Genomic DNA, 15,955 nt, shown 5'->3' with positions numbered 1-15,955 from the left:
CTACCTGGTTCCTGTAATGACTTGTTTTACTATTTCTGAAGCCGTATAACCGGGGTTCAGTTTCTTGGCGTCTGCTACTTGTTTTGTGGCTGTTTTTTCATCAAAACCAAGTTGGATGAGGGCAAGAGTGGCCAAGTCTGTTTCTCTATCTTCTGAATCTGTTTTTGTAGATTCATCATTTAGAAACATTTCTAGTTTTTTTAAGTTTTGTTTGATTTCAAAAAGAATTTTTTCTGAAGTTTTGCCTTTGACCTTGGGAATTTTTTCCAAAGTCTTGCGGTCATCTTCTTTCGCAATTTTGTACAAATCATCTGCTTGGAAAAAGGATAAGATTTTAAGTGCCGTTAACTCACCAATCCCATGGAGTGATTTGATGAGTTGGAAAAGTTCTCTATCCTTTCTTGTGGAAAATCCAAAAAGCCTTTCCCCCCTGTCTGTGATGGAGTGAAATATATGTAAAAAGATCTCTTCTTTCATTTTCTCTTTACATTCTAAATGTAAGGGAAAAGGGATGTGAACTTCATAACCAACACCGGCTACATCTAGGACAAGATGGTCCATTTCTAGTTGAATTAATTTTCCGCGTAAACTTGCAATCATCGTATCCGTTCCACTTCCAATCTTTAGGATCCCATCCGTTTGGCGACAACTCTTTTGTTTTGATACCACTTGCTTTCTATCTTTGATTGAGTGAATGTGAATTGAAAAAAAGAAAAGGAGGTTGTGTTTTTTGATTTATTTAGTAAAACAAAAGGAGTGAAACGTATTCGAATCTCCAAACATCCTGCATTGGCACAGTATCTGACTTTGGCAGACCTTTTCAAAAATTTACCTCATACTGTACTTCGCGAAATGAAGGAAAATACAGTCAGGGAATTTTTAGCGGGTGGTGAGGTTTTGTTTGAGGAAAACTCCGAAGGAAGTGATTTATACATACTTGCAGCAGGTAAACTTCGGTATGAAAAACGTGCAGCGGATGGGACTGTGCGTGATGTCGGAGAATTCAAACGACTTGATATCATAGGAGAGCTTAGTTTATTCACAGGAGAAAAACGTTCGGCAACTGTAAAAGCCATTCGAGATTCAGAACTCATTCGAGTTCCAAGAGAGGTAGCTCTCTCCATACTTTTAAAATACCCCGATAGTCTTTTACAAATCACAAAAATCATAGCGGAACGTTTGGCCCATGCCAAAACGGATAGCAAAGGATTTGTTCCAGTTCCTAAAACATTTTCTATTCTCAGTTCATTTCCCAAAGAAACTTTAGATGAAATCATTCACCGAATTGGCCTTGTACTCCTTCGGTATGGATCATTTTGTGTTATAGATGAAACGATTTTTTTAGAAAGAACAACTGAATTGCAATCGTTAGATGAAGTGGAAAGGGAACCTTGGATCATCCGTTTTTTTTCACAGTTAGAAGCTGAGTATGATTTTGTATTTTATCTTTTAGATGATAACAAATCTATTTCAACTTGGACAGAGCGTGCTTTGCGCCAATCCGATTCACTTCTGTTTATTAAAGATGCAAACGATGCACCAGATTGTATCCACCTAGAATCCCTTTTGATTCAAAAACAATTGAAGAATCGAACGCAAGTTTTGGTCCTTCTTCAACCAGACCCAGTGGCTGTGGTTCCCGGAACCATTCGGCATTTGCAAAAAAGAAAATTCAATCGTCATTTCCATGTGCATTTTGATCGGCTTGATACTTGGGAAAGACTTGGACGTGGTTTACTCGGTAAATCAATCGGACTTGCACTCGGAGGAGGAGGTGCCAAAGGTTTTGCACATTTAGGAGTTCTTTCTGCTTTAGAAGAAAATCAAATTCCCATTGATATGGTTTCTGGAACCAGTGCGGGCTCTATTTTTGCTGCACTCATTGCTATGGGAGAAACTAGTAGTGGAAGTAAAGAAAAAGCAAAAGCCTTTTGGGTCACAAAAGACCTGTTAAATGAATATACGGTTCCCGTTCTTTCCTTAACAACGGGAAAAAAGTATACAGAAGCTATTCGTCAGTTTTTTGGTACTATTCAAATAGAAGATTTATGGATTCCCTATTACTCTATTTCGACGGACTTATCCCATTCTGAAATTCATGTCCATGATAAAGGGGATTTGTGGAAGGCCATTCGTGCCAGTACTTCCATTCCAGGAATTGTTCCCCCCTTAATTGATGATGGAGTTGTCTATGTTGACGGAGGGGTATTGGACAATGTTCCTGGAATTGCTTTAAAAGAACGAGGAGTAGGAAAGGTGATTTCTGTAGATGTCTTTGGAGATATTTATCCTGACCAAGATAAAGAACTTTGTGCCTATTTTGATAAAACAAATCCCGGGGTAATGACAAATCCTTTGACACAAATTACAAACTTAATTAATTTCAATGAAATCCTTCGGCCTAAGTTTCCACCTATTGGAGATATCATCATCAGGTCCATCCTTGCCTCAAGTAGGGATAGGATACGCCAAACAGAAAAAATTTCTGATTTGTTTTTACAAATTCCCACCAATAACTTCGGTCTACTGGATTGGTTTGCTTATGAACGATTGATTGAATTAGGTTATATTTCTTCCATTGATAAAATCATTCGGAGTCGAGAGAAATTTCTAAATCCTACTTTACAATAAATACAATCGACTATCATACAAAGTATGTTTGTTTTTCGTATGGCTGTTTTTCCGTTAGTGGCTTTTTCTCTTTTCTTACTTGTTGCAAATTCCCTATCTGCACAAAACTTAGATTCGTTAGTTGAGTCTGTGTATAACAAACAAGAATCCCTTCTGATCCGAAATGAGATTCGTAAACGTTTGGGAGACCGGGCAAATGATACCTCTGTAAAAGAGATCGTAAAATCTTTACGTGTATGGGCGGCAATTGAATCTATGCCTGCTCCTGAATTTGCTGAAGAAGTAGAAAGGTTTGTGATCCTTTCCGATTATGGATTCACTTGGGAAGAAACAGAAGAATTAATTCCTTATTTTATCACAACCAAACCAAGTAAAAAAGACATTCCGTATTTAGGTAAGTTTTTTAAGGAAATGGCCGCTTCAAAACTTCCCGACGATACCGTTTCAGAAATCCTTCGTATTGCAAAATTAAAACAATGGAGTGGAGCTTCTGTTTTTGTTTCTGGTCGTTTGGTTCTTCTTTCTAGGAAAAAGGAAGAAAATCCTGGTGTTACTCTAAAACGATTGGAATCAGTATTGCCTAAACAGATTCAAAACTTAACAGAAGAAAAACGGATAAAATTTTTTAATGAATGGTTTGCCAGTGAAAAACTGAAGATAGAAGAAAAACATTGGGAAATGGTAAAGGCGGATACAATTGCATTGTTAGCACCTGCAAAGCTTAAGGAAGATTTTCAAAAATCAGAAAGACGAACAGAAATCATCTGGAATGAACAAGGGGATTGGGTCACGAAAGAAAGACCAAAGTTAGACCCTAACTTAATATTTTTAGAAGAACAAAATAATCTTCCACCCATAAGTAGTGGAGAAAAGGACAAACGTAAGTTAGTGGATACTGTCGGTCGCCAATGGATTGGAACTCCCTATCTTTATGGAGGTTATTCCAAACGCGGTGTGGATTGTTCTGGACTTACAAAATCGATTCTTACTGATCCAAAGATTGGAATGAATGAACGGATGATTCCAAGGTCTGCCAGAGACCAAGCTCAAATAGGAAAATCAGTCACGAGAGAAAAACAACAGATCGGCAATTTGGTATTTTTTTCAGCTTCTTCAAACACAAACAAAATCACACATGTAGGAATGGTTTTAGAGAATGGAAATTTTATTCATGCCTCAACAAGCCGTGGAGTTGTCATCCAGTCCTTAAATGAAAAGTGGTGGAAGGAAAGATACGTAACGGGTCGCGACATTTTTACAGGAGGAAACTAAAATGGGTAAAAAAAGAGCTCTTGTTTTATCGGGAGGTGGTGCCAGAGGTGCTTACCAAGCAGGTGTTTTGCGGTATTTAGAAGATATCCATTGGAAACCGGATATCATTTGTGGAACATCGGTAGGTGCGATTAATGCATGTGCCATTGGTGCAGGAATGAATTCGAGTAAATTATCCGAATTATGGCTTAGGCTCAATCAAAAAAATATCATGCGTTATTCTATTTGGAATATGTTAAAGGGACTTTTCCGAAGAAAATACTATCCGCTTGTGGAAACCTATCCATTAAAAAAATTCATTCATGAGAACTTAGATTTTACTACTCTCAATGAATCAAAAACTAAAGTTATCATATCTGCTGTGAACATTTTAACATCAGAGTTAAAGTTTTTCGAAAATCCCCATTTACAAATTGAACATATCTTAGCTTCCTCTGCGATTCCGATGGTGTTTCCATGGCAGATGATTGATGGAGAACCTTACTGGGATGGGGGAGTGATGGCAAACACTCCGATCCTTCCTGCCTTAACACATGAAGCTTCTGAAATTGTTGTAGTTCTTCTTTCACCTGTGGGGGGAACACCAATGATGGAAGCTCCGGAAACAAAAGACGAAGCCTTAGAACGATTGTTTGAATTGTATCTACTTGGTTCTTACAGAAGTGTAGAACAGGGTTTGGAATACAGAAAAGCAGTGATGAAAGGACTCACATCGATCGAAAATTTTTTCCTAGGTTTACGAACACAATTCAATCATGCCAATATTTCTGTCATCGCACCCAAGCAAATGTTAGGTTTAGGTAGTATATTGAATTTCAAAAAAGACCAGGCAGAAATACTTTTACAACAAGGGTATGAAGATGCCAAACTCTCCTTTACTGTCAAAAGCCGTTCAAATTAGGTTTTTAGGAAAGGTTAGGAAAAAAGTGGAGCCATTCCCAAGAACACTTGTGACTTCAATTGAACCGTTCATGGATTCAATTTGGTGTTTTGCAAGGAATAATCCCATACCTTTTCCATCGATGTCCTGGCGTAATCGGAAGTTCATTTTGAACAGTTTGTGACCATGGCGATTCAAATCGATGCCAAGTCCATTGTCCACTATGGCGATCTTCAAGAATTCTTTTGATTCTTCATAAGCAATTGAGATTTTGCAAACCTCGTCTGGTTTCGAGTATTTGATTGCATTGGTGAGAATATTGTTGATGATGCTATCGAAATAGGCCTGGAAACCGAGAAGCTTCATACCTTCTGGTAAATTGTTTGTGAATTCTATTTCCCGATCTGCTCCATTTTTTAATACTAGAATCTGAGCTTCGATACTTTCTTTTATCAAAATATTTGATTTAGGAAGTTCTTTTGTATCTTTTTCAATATTCAATAATTCGTTTAAGTTACGAATGATTTGGTCCAGTTGATAAGACGAGGACTCAATAAGACCCAGAAGTTCAGTATTGGCTGGGTTTTCTTTTAACATGGCAGTAAGGCTCATTAAGTTGGCGATAGGTGCTCGTAGATTATGAGAAGTAATGTAAGTATATTCTTTTAGTCTTTCGTTCTGTTTGTTTGTTACTTGGATCAAGGATTCTAACTCTCGATTTTTTGTGAGGAGTAAAGTCTCTTTGTCAAATAAGGATTCTTGGATCAGTTTTTCGTCATGAATGTTTTGGATGGCGCCGTAGAATCCGACACAGGTTTCTTCTGAAAACTTCGGTGTGGCAATGATCCGAATCCAAAATTCATTGCCTGAACTTATTTTTACTAAACATTCCAAATCAAAGGTTTCTTTAGTTTGGATGCAGTGAATTTCTTTTTGTTTTAGAATGGGGCCAAATTCTTTGGATCCAAAAAAACTTAAGTCCACATTTTTGATTTGTTTTGATGTTTGTACAAGAATTTCTGTGGCTACTTGCGAAAGAGTAATTTGTTTTTCTATTAGATCGTAATCAAAACTTCCCACCTTTGCTAGTCGGTTTGTTCGAAGAAGTAATTCTTCCATTCTTTTTCTGTCAGAGATATCTCTCGTTTGTATCACAATTCCATCGTTAGTTGGTATGACTTGGTGGAAATAATAACCAGGGGCTCTGTAATTGCCCGGGATTTGGAATTCTTGTTCCATGGGAATGTTTGTTTCTACAACTTTTTTGTAGTCATCGAAAAAACCATTTTCAAGGTTGACTGGAAAAAGTTGGCAGATCCCTTTACCTAACAAATCTTCTTTTTTCATTCCGAGTTGTTCCTCTGCTTTTTTGTTCACATCGGAAATGATAAAGTCTATGATATCGCCTTCTTTGTTTTTTGAGGTTTCTAAAAAGTAAATGGCTTCTAAGGCAGAATTCATTGCCGCTTGGTATCTTTGGCTACTGATTTGGAATTTTAATTCTGTTTCCTTTTCCATCGTAATGTCTTTAGCGGCACCAATGACGGAAATAACAATACCATTTTCATCCATTATGGGTTTCGTATAATCGCGTAACCATTTGATTTTTCCGGATTTTGTACGGATGCGGTATTCAATCACACCTGTTTCTCCCTTCAAAATCTGTCCCATCCGGAGAGCAATAATGGAGATATCCTCTTTTAGGATCACGTTAAACCAGCCACCTAACTTTCCTATTTCTTCTATGGAATAACCCGAGGTAGTGGCTAAATCTTTAGAACTCCATTCTGCGATAATATCTCCATTTTCAATCTTTGCTGTGTAAATATAATCAGAAGTGATTTCTGTCACCAAACGAAGGCGGTCTTCTAAAGCTAGAGTTTCCGTAATATCTCGAGAAACACCGACAATTTCTTTGATTTTGCCATTACCATCTAGGATTGGATTTTTAACTGTTTCTAAAATTTTTGTAATCCCACGAGAGCCAAGGTTTGGTTCTCTTCTCACGTAACTTGTTTCACCTGTTTCAAAAACTTTTCGGTCTTCTGCATTGTAAGCTTTTGTGAATTCTTCTTCGTTGTAGGATACATCTTGGATTCCTATGAGTTCCTGTTTCGATAGGCCATAAAAATCCGCACATGCTTTATTTACGTAAGTGACTTGTAGTTTTTGATTTTTACAAAAAACCAAATCAGTGATGGAATCTAAAATTTGTGAAAAGTAAATTTCTCGTTCTTTTGCATATCGTTCCAGTTCTTTGGATTTGGTTTGGTCCGCAAAAGTTGCAAGTAGGTAAGTGGTGTTTCCCTGTTTATCTTTGGAACTATAAGCACTTACTTGAATTTCAAAACTAGAACCATTTTTTCTTTTTGCACATAATTCGCCCTCCCAACGGGAACCGGTTTTTAGTTCGGAAAGGATCTGCTTTGCTTTTATTGTATCTTCGAGGAATTCGGCTGCATCTTTGCCAACAATTTCACTGGAATGATTGTATCCCCAAAGAGAGACAAAAGATGGATTTACATATTGTAGGATTCCTTCTAAATCGGTAATCACAATGGCATTGACCGATTGTTCCAGAATTGTATGGATCAATATTTGGTCTGTAAGTTCCAATCCCATCTGCAGAAAGATAGGACATGGATGTAGAAACTACAAGTAAAATATAAATTAATTTCTAGAGCTAACCATGATATACACTGAGTGAGCACTGTATTCAAAAGTTTGGGATAATGAATTTGGATCTATACGAGAGTTCCCATTTCCCACTTCTCTAATATAAGTGACTGAAACGGAAGACTTGGAAGTTGCCCATGAAAATCCTAAACTTAAACCTTTGTTTCTGGAATATTCGTTTCTTGGATTGGTTCCAGAACGTGCCACTTTGTAGATTACACTTGCGTCACCAGAATTCATTTGCACTTGATTTCCAAAAATGTTTTGTAAGTATAAATCGACGGCAGACTCTGTCCAGGAAATTGGTTTTGTATTTGGTTCGTTTGTGTAAATCCCAGCTAACACAGAAAATGTGTCTGCTAGATAATATTCCATTCCTGCAGCAAAATTTGTTGTGGATGCTCTGGTTAATTCACGAACTTCCGTATCATTGATCGTATAAGTAACTCTGCGACCAAATGCGCTGATTTCATCCTGATTTCTGTGTGATTTGTATGCAGTTGTATGGATCATATCAAAGGATGCGAGAAACCTGGATGTAGGAAAAAATGCAATTCCGAATCGTAACTCCGATGTTTGTGGAATGGAAGTGGTGAGTTTCGGTCTTTGGGTTAGGACTCCCGATTCAATGGCGGAGGCTCCATCTCCAGTTCCTTCAATAAAATCTATGGCAGAAGAACCTGGCCTTCTTGTGGAATCTGCATAAACTTCATTATAAAGTCTATTCCCACCCATCACAAAAATTCGTCTGTAACTCATGCCGAGTGAAACTTTTTGAATGGGTTGGTATTGGATACCGAGAACAGGCATAATTGCTGATGTTCTTCTATTGTCTACGTAGGAACGCATAACATAACTTAAGTCAGAAAATTGTTGGAACTGAGTCCTGGACACTTCTTTCGTGTCATTCATATAATACAAGGTAGCACCAATCGAAAGTTTGTCGGAGAGTGAATAGGCGGCACTTGGTCCCACAAGGAGTTGGTTGTATCTTTCTTTTGTATAATTTCTTGTAGAGTTGATAGAAGGTGATACTAAGGGGTAGTTGACCTGATCCACTCGGTTGTAAGAGTAGTTGTAAGTATTTACAATAGAAAAGGCAAATTTCCAACGATCAAAGTTTTTTAACAATCCAATGAAGTTGGGATCAAAACCTTGGTGGGTTTGGTTGTATACTTGGCCTGGTGTATCAATATTGATATAACTTCTTTTAATGTCTTTGAAGTTACTTGCAGAAATGGAAATTCCATCATTGTGAGTAAAGCCAAGTCCTGCCGGATTGTAATAAGCTCCTGAAGGGTCATCGGCTATGGCTGTGAATGCACCACCAAGTCCTGCAGCACGTTCTCCATAAAATCCTTGGATATTATGAAAAGGTTCTGAAGAAAATAAAGAACCAGGTCCGAAAAGGAAAATTAATAGGAATAGGAAATAAATTCTAAATTGTTTTGTTTCTAACATATTTGGTTTCAATTAAATTTTTTAAATTTGTACGACTGTATTTCCTACAAGAGTGTATTGTTCATTTCCATTCGAATCGATAAAGTATCGATAAACATCAGCAGATGGAATTTGGTCAGCAGTCCCATAAAAATCTATATAATAAACAGGACCACCGCTGTTGACATTATTAAAAAATTCTCCCCAACCAATGTATTCGTCGGGATAGGTGTTGGGATCTACACCATTTGGCATAATCACATAAGCATCGTATTCAACAAAACCTGCATCCACACCAATATTACCACCTGGCAATGCAATCGCAAAGTCGACAAAGGCATCCCATTCAAATTGGTAAGCGTTGGCACCTGTTTCATAAAACTGACCGTAGATATCATAGTCAAAGTATCCTAGTTCTTCGTATTCATCGTTTGCAGGAGTGGCTATATCATAATAATCTACTGCAAAATACTCAGTGTCTCCATTGGCATTATAAGTCTCTTCTAGGTAATATTCTTCCTGATTTGCATTGTCTATATACTCTGTGGTCACATAACCACCGAAATCATTGGATTTTCCTTTTACAGAAGTAGTGATTTTGTCTCCTGCGGTTGTATCATAAACATTGCTGTAACTTAAAGTAACACAATTGTTTGCATTGGAATTGGTATCGTTTTCACATTCCTCAAAAGTAAACCGAGTGGTAGATTTGTCTGTACTTCCGGAACCAGTAGTGACTTGTTTTATGTTTAAGATGGCTTTATCTTTTTTTCCCTCTTGAGTGATATAGGTAATTGATGCTTCCACACTCAGAGAAATTCCAAATACTTTCAAAGAGCGAGTGATGGAACTAAAAATTTTTGTTTTGTCTGATTTGAATTTAATGCTTTTTTGGAAACGATTGTTCGCTGGGCAAGGTTGTGGGGTTCCTATAGATTCCGCAAAAGAATATTCGATTTCAACATCATATTCGTTATTGGATAAGGTTCGGTACACCATAGCCGGAGTAGGAACCGCCTGACCTATAAAAGGTAGGATTCCTTCGTTTTGTAAACTAACAAGTTCTCCGCGTGCTTCTTCTGGACTAAGTCCCAAACGTTCAATTCCCGTTAGAAACTCATTTTCCATTGTTTGAGTGATTCTTACTGTTGATGTCCCTCCAGGAATACAAACTCCAGGATTTGATTTTGCAGTTCCATAAGCACCACTCACAAGGACTAAATCTCTTTTGGAATCGCGAAGAATTTCGGAGACAATGGATGTTCCTTCTGTAAGGAAAGCTTGTCCCGTAAATCCATAATCAAAGGTATCTTGTGCAATTCCTTTGGAGCTAACAATAGATTTAATTGATTTGGGTACTTTTCGAACGGAAGCACCGAGTCCAGAGGATGGTTTGCGAATCGAACGAGGAACGGCTACACTTAGATTAGAAGGAAGTTCAGAATTGATACTGGAGCTTAGAAGGTTTCTAACAAGAAAACGAGACACCAATGCTTCTAAAGAATTACTCTCATCTTTTTCTTTTTTACAACCAATCAATGCAAAGAAAACAAGAAAGAATATTAGAAATAGATGATTCATCACGCGTTCATTTCATGAGTGTGAAAGGAAATGTCAATTCTAAAGTCTACAAGTAAAAAAAGAGTTTCCAAACCATTCACTCTAAACATAATTTCTTGAATGAGAGCACTATCTCAAACCGTTTTGTTACTTTTATTAGCACAATCACTTGTTGCCAAGGGCAATGTATACGTACAAAGCACAAAGGCAAAACTTCTTTCCCAACCGAAGCTAAGTGCAGATGGATTTCCATTGGCAATGGGGGAAGTACTATCACCTATTGGAGAGCAGGGTCTGTTTGTTCAGGTGCGGTCCAGGGAGAATTTAGGTTGGGTTTCCAAACTATTTGTGTCGCCTTTGCCTCCGGGTAGCCAAATCAAATTGGGAGTCACTTCCAATTCCTCTGAGGCAGTCGTGGCCAGACAAAGAGCTTCTGATTTTACAAAAACTGCGGCAGCACGAGGGCTTTCAGAAACACAAAAAATGAGAGTCCGTGGGGAAGGAGACCTGTATGATTTTGAGTCTTTACGTTGGCTTGAATCAATTCCATCCGACGTTCCGTCCGTAATTGCAAATGAGGAAGTTGTTAAATTAGAAAATGTAAATATTCTAAATTTCTTTTCTTCTGGTTCCAGTTTAGAAGTTTCAAAAGAGACAAAAGCGGAAGTAAAAATGGGACGTTCCCTTGCGGCAAGGTTATTAAAAAAATACCCCTTAGTCAGAGATGGAGAATTTACTTCTTACTTGAATGGAGTGGCAACTCGCATTGCCTCCGTTTCTTCAAGAAAGGATTTGAGTTTTCGGGTGGGAATCATTCAGTCTCCTGAAATCAATGCATTTGCTTGCCCGGGTGGTTTTGTATTCATCACTACCGGGAGTTTGAAAAAAATTCAAACTGAATCAGAACTTGCGGGAATCATTGGACATGAAATCGGACATATTGTACTGTTTCACAACGGTGAGTTTAAGCAGTCGAATGTATATTTGGATATTTTATCTAGTTTATTATCGCCACCCGGTGTGGAGGTTGTGAATGCAGCTACTTCCGCTGTTTTAGATGAAATGGAAAAACAATTATTTGAAACAGGGCGAGATATGAAATTAGAATTGGAAGCCGACGAAGCTGCAGTTGCGCTGACAAGCCAAGCTGGTTATACACCAATTGGTCTTTCTAGTTATTTGAATACATTGTCCAAGTCGGAAGGCACGGAATCATTTAAAAAAACGCATCCAGACACTACCATTCGTATTGCAAAATTGGTATTCTATGAATCTTCTTCTGTGAGCGATCAATCGCCTCTAATCAAAGATCGTTGGAGCGAATTTAAATCCAAATTAAAACCATGAAACAGAAAAAATTCTTTGTACCATTTTTCCTTATGGTGATCGTACCTGCGATCATCATTGGATTATTATCTTTATTCGGTTTTTCGCAAACGTTAAATCGAAAGTTATCAGATTCCTTATTTCATTTGCTCCCTTCCCATCATAGTTTATCAAAAGATATTGTTATCATCGATATAGACGAACAGAGTATCGCAAAATATGCTGACCATCCAGAACTTGGTCAGTGGCCCTGGAAGCGAACCGTATATCCAACGTTAATTGGTTATACGAAACTGATTACAGCACCTAAAGTTACGATTATCGATATTATGTTTACTGAAAGGTCAGATTACGATGAAGCTTTAGTGGCTGCGAATCTCAGTTTAGGTGAAATCTCTCATGCTGCTAATTTTCGCGATGGAGGAATTGTGGTTCCCCGAAAAGGTCAAGAAGACCTGGGCCAAAAATTTAATGTTCCACTTCCCGAAGAAATTCCATTTCCTCGGTATGAAAATGCATCTTTTCCTATTGGTGAAGTAGGGGAAACGGCTCCCATGATCCATGTGGTCAATGTAATCCCAGACAGTGATGGGATTCTTCGTAGGTTCACTCCATTCATTCGCTGGAAAAACAGAAATTTTCCTACTCTCGCATTACAAGCATTTGTAGCAGGAAAACCTTACGAAACGGAATGGAAAGAAGGTCGTTTGTGGATCCAAAAAGAAAAAACAAAAAGAGAAGTGCCTTTAGGAAAAGATGGTCTCGTCCGTGCTTATTTTTACACCGAAGATGAGTTAAGAAATATACCTCGGTATTCTGCTGCAGGAATTATTGAATCATTAAACCAGCTCAATTCTAGCGAAGTAGAAGATCCTGAAAAACTGCTTGTACCACCTAGCGTGTTTGAAAACAAAATTGTTTTGATTGGAACTTCTGCAGCTTCCACTCACGATGATGTGGTCACTCCTCATGGACTTTTTCCGGGAGTGATTGGTCAGGCAGTATTTGCTTCGAATTTGTTGGAAGGACATATGTTGCGAGAACTTCCAGAAATTGTTGGAATGGGCTTTACTTTCTTAATTCTTGTTATTGGAGTATTTGTCCTTTTTATCAACCAGTGGCATCTATTAAAAAATATTTATCCTATTTTTGCCATATCAATGTTTGTTGGTTTGTTTTATTTTTTGTATCGATTGGATTTAGTTTTAGCCAGCTCTTCCTTTGTGATTGCATTTCCCATTTCTTATTTATTGGGATTTGCATACCTAACCTATACAGAAGGAAAGGAAAAAAGAAAGTTCAACAGCATACTTCGGAATTTAGTCGATCCTGGAGTTGTGAGTGAAGCATTAGAAGATATGGACTCCTTAAAAAAAGGTGGAGAGTGGGAGATTACTGCATTTTTTTCTGATGTGGCTGGTTTTTCTTCTATTAGTGAAGAACTAAGTGCAAGTGACCTTGCACGATTACTAAATGAATATTTATCTGCAATGACAAAAATTCTAAAATCTAATTCAGGTACTTTGGATAAATACATCGGAGATGCCATAGTTGGAATTTTTGGAGCTCCCATTCAAAATAAAGAACATCCAAGACTTGCTTGTAAAACGGCACTAGAGATGGTTACCGAATTGGAAGTTCTAAGGTCGAATTGGAAAGAAAAAATGGATTATACGGAAACGGCCAGAAATATGACCTTCCGTATCGGATTGAATTGTGGACCAGCTAAGGTTGGTTTTATGGGTACTGACAGTCTTGCCTCTTACACAATGATGGGAGATACCGTAAATTTAAGTGCGAGGTTAGAAGCAGCGGCAAAAGACTATGGTGTTTCTATTCTTGTTTCTGAAAGTATTGAGTCTCTTTGTAACGGAGAATTTCATTTTCGATTCTTAGATTGGATACGAGTCAAAGGCAAGGAAGCCCCCGTAAAGATTTATAGCTTAGTTAGTTTGGTCTCCGATCTCTCCCCTCAAGTTTTGGAAGCAGAAAGAATGTATGATGAAGGATTTCAGTTCTATTTAAACCGAGAATGGGAAAAGGCCATTGTTAGTTTCGAAAAAGTTTCAAAAATTTATGGGTATGATGATAAAAGCAGTAAACTTCTTATCAGTCGTTGTCAGTCTCTATTTAAAAATCCACCGGCTGTGGATTGGGATGGTGTTTTTACAAGAACATCCAAATAACAAAGAATTCTCAATATAAATATATAAAAAAAACGAACTAAGATTTGAAAAGGAAAATGCAGTATGGAAGAAAAGGAAACAAACTCGATTTGTTGGAAATTAACTTTAGGTTTAGAATTATTAACATCCATTCTGGCGGTTCCCATTGCCGTATTATTTATAGTTTCCGGTGGGGAGTATAACTTTGAAAAGGCGGTTTTAGTGGTATTGGGAGCGACCATTTCGCTAACAATATCCTATATTGTTCCAACAATTCGTTTTTTTCGGTTACGTAGCTTGATATTGGAAACTAGATCGACTGTATTTTCCAAAAAAACACTAAAAGAAAAACAAGAAATCAAAATCAAACTTTTGAAGTTTCCTCGAAATAACTCAGGTTACTTCCTGATCCAGTGGTCTTTGGGAATTCCTTTTGCTGCTTTTGTAACCTTTTTTTTCTTTACACCTACATTAGTGGAAATTATTCCCTATGCGGTTTTGCCAGTGATCATTTATCCGGTATTAGGTGTTTCTCATTTTTTTCTTACTGAATTAAAATTAGCGCCAGTATTATCTCAGCAGGAACTAAAAAATTTGTCTTTAGCAGTTGAGGATATTCCTAAAATTGGAATTTTCCCTCGTGTTTTTTTTACAATGTTTGCTGTTTTTAGTATGAGTGTGACAACACTTGGTTATTTATTGGGATCTCAGGTAACAGGTATCATCCGATTACAAAATGCAGGCATTACCATTGGTTTGTTGGCAATTTTTATTTGTATCGCAATTTATGTTTTAACTTCTCTTTTTGTCCGCGCATTACAGTCTAACACTGACCAAATGGTAAAACGGTATGCCAGCCTTGCCACTGGCGACCTTCGAGAAACTGTACCTATGATTTCTATAGACGAACTGGGTCATGGTTCACTTTCTCTTAATTCCTTTATCGAAAGCATTCGTAAAATAACTTCGGGTGTCATTAAAGAATCCGAACGTGTGAGTAACGATTCCAAGGTAATAGCCTCTCAAACACAAGGTCTTTCCCAAGCTATGATGGAACAGGCATCTTCGACAGAAGAAATGTCTGCAGGGATTGAAGAGATGTCAGCAAGCATTCGTTCTACGGCTGCCGGCGCAAAAACTCAAAATGAGATCACAAGAGCCGCTTTAAATTCTCTTATTGAAATGGAGTCTGTGTTAGTTGATGTTCACTCTTCTATGGAACGAACCGAATCCGAAACACAAAGGATGGAAAAAGAAATTCTATCTGGACAATCAGCTTTACATTCTACTTTGTCTGCCATGGAAGAAATCGAAACAAGTGTTGAACATACAGCAGATGTAATCCAAGTCATTAGTGATATATCAGATAAAATTGGACTTTTATCTTTGAATGCATCCATTGAAGCAGCAAGGGCAGGTGAGGCCGGCCGAGGTTTCGCTGTTGTCGCTAGCGAAATTTCAAAACTGGGGGAACAAACACTTCAAAATACAAAAAGAATTTTGGAAGCCGTAGATAAAGCCTATGAGGCTTCTAAATCGGGAAGGGTGGCGGTTTCCAATACAGAAAAAACTTTTTCACAAATAGGTGGGGCCGTAGAAACTACAATCCAGCTAATCAAAACTTCCTCTGAAATGACCAAAAAACAGATGTTTATCGCAAAGGATGTAAAAGAAGGATTCGGTAATTTGACTCGGTCTGAGTGTACTCGTACATCCTTTACAGTTTTGTCTCAATACATACTTTACATAAAGATGCATTAAAATCCTGATTCAGACGGTAATGAGGATTGCATTGGATTTTTAAAATGCAACAACTTTCCCGTATACAAATCGATCACACCAAGGCTAACTCCATAAAAATGAATCTTTACATGCCTGTCCGAGATTTCCTCTAAACCAACTTCTTCATCTGCTAACGCGGAAGATAGAAAGATCCGATGGCCTTCAATATGAAGATTCCCTATGTCATTGATTTCTCCAATCATGATAACTTCGTATAGCATAC

At 37.8% G+C, this 15,955-nt stretch carries 11 protein-coding genes; 6 read left to right on the top strand and 5 right to left on the bottom strand.

The features are described from left to right. Window positions 1-600: a Holliday junction branch migration protein RuvA gene (gene ruvA, locus LEP1GSC203_RS11805; RefSeq protein WP_002974179.1), complete on the bottom strand. Its 600-nt coding sequence runs from the start codon at window positions 598-600 to the stop codon at window positions 1-3. 156 nt (window positions 601-756) lie between these two features. Here ruvA and LEP1GSC203_RS11800 point away from each other — a divergent pair, with 156 nt between their 5' ends. From LEP1GSC203_RS11800 to LEP1GSC203_RS11790, 3 genes are read left to right on the top strand one after another with little or no spacing between them, the layout of a single operon-like run. Continuing rightward, entirely contained in the window at window positions 757-2,631 is a 1,875-nt protein-coding gene (locus LEP1GSC203_RS11800; RefSeq protein WP_039937956.1) for a patatin-like phospholipase family protein, read from the top strand. Between the two features lie 39 nt (window positions 2,632-2,670). Then, window positions 2,671-3,903 (top strand): C40 family peptidase, encoded by a 1,233-nt coding sequence (locus LEP1GSC203_RS11795; protein ID WP_039937954.1) that lies wholly within the window; start codon window positions 2,671-2,673, stop codon window positions 3,901-3,903. A 1-nt stretch (window position 3,904) separates the two neighbouring features. After that, window positions 3,905-4,804, top strand: a complete 900-nt coding sequence (locus tag LEP1GSC203_RS11790; protein ID WP_002974442.1) for a patatin-like phospholipase family protein — start codon at window positions 3,905-3,907, stop codon at window positions 4,802-4,804. On the opposite strand, the gene LEP1GSC203_RS11785 is transcribed toward LEP1GSC203_RS11790, so the two are convergent. From LEP1GSC203_RS11785 to LEP1GSC203_RS11775, 3 genes are all read right to left on the bottom strand, one after another. Beyond that, window positions 4,796-7,378 carry a PAS domain-containing sensor histidine kinase gene (locus LEP1GSC203_RS11785; RefSeq protein ID WP_232225877.1) on the bottom strand — a complete coding sequence of 861 codons (2,583 nt, stop codon included), beginning with the start codon at window positions 7,376-7,378 and terminating at the stop codon, window positions 4,796-4,798. The two genes, LEP1GSC203_RS11790 and LEP1GSC203_RS11785, sit on opposite strands and share 9 nt — an antisense overlap. Window positions 7,379-7,453: 75 nt before the next feature. Beyond that, window positions 7,454-8,920 carry an OmpP1/FadL family transporter gene (locus tag LEP1GSC203_RS11780; RefSeq protein WP_002974429.1) on the bottom strand — a complete coding sequence of 489 codons (1,467 nt, stop codon included), beginning with the start codon at window positions 8,918-8,920 and terminating at the stop codon, window positions 7,454-7,456. Window positions 8,921-8,941: 21 nt separating this feature from the next. Continuing rightward, a complete protein-coding gene (locus LEP1GSC203_RS11775; protein WP_002973672.1) occupies window positions 8,942-10,480 on the bottom strand; it encodes a hypothetical protein in 1,539 nt (512 codons plus the stop codon). Window positions 10,481-10,579: 99 nt separating this feature from the next. Here LEP1GSC203_RS11775 and LEP1GSC203_RS11770 point away from each other — a divergent pair, with 99 nt between their 5' ends. From LEP1GSC203_RS11770 to LEP1GSC203_RS11760, 3 genes are all read left to right on the top strand, one after another. Next, the gene (locus tag LEP1GSC203_RS11770) at window positions 10,580-11,806 is read left to right on the top strand and encodes a M48 family metalloprotease (RefSeq protein ID WP_002973785.1); all 1,227 of its coding nucleotides are present in this window, start codon (window positions 10,580-10,582) and stop codon (window positions 11,804-11,806) included. Further along, window positions 11,803-13,971 (top strand): CHASE2 domain-containing protein, encoded by a 2,169-nt coding sequence (locus tag LEP1GSC203_RS11765; protein WP_002973906.1) that lies wholly within the window; start codon window positions 11,803-11,805, stop codon window positions 13,969-13,971. Before LEP1GSC203_RS11770 ends, LEP1GSC203_RS11765 begins: the two co-directional genes overlap by 4 nt. Window positions 13,972-14,034: 63 nt before the next feature. Further along, window positions 14,035-15,711, top strand: coding sequence for a methyl-accepting chemotaxis protein (locus tag LEP1GSC203_RS11760; protein WP_002974129.1), 1,677 nt, complete (start codon window positions 14,035-14,037; stop codon window positions 15,709-15,711). Here the strand turns inward: LEP1GSC203_RS11760 and LEP1GSC203_RS20000 are convergent. Further along, complete coding sequence (locus tag LEP1GSC203_RS20000; protein ID WP_232225876.1) at window positions 15,708-15,953, bottom strand: hypothetical protein; 246 nt, start codon at window positions 15,951-15,953, stop codon at window positions 15,708-15,710. The genes LEP1GSC203_RS11760 and LEP1GSC203_RS20000 overlap by 4 nt on opposite strands. Window positions 15,954-15,955 lie beyond the last annotated feature (2 nt).

It is taken from the genome of Leptospira terpstrae serovar Hualin str. LT 11-33 = ATCC 700639 (genome assembly GCF_000332495.1).
GTDB lineage: Bacteria > Spirochaetota > Leptospiria > Leptospirales > Leptospiraceae > Leptospira_A > Leptospira_A terpstrae.
The sequence above is the reverse complement of the archived record's forward strand: the minus strand, read 5'-3'. Positions and strand labels throughout refer to the sequence as shown.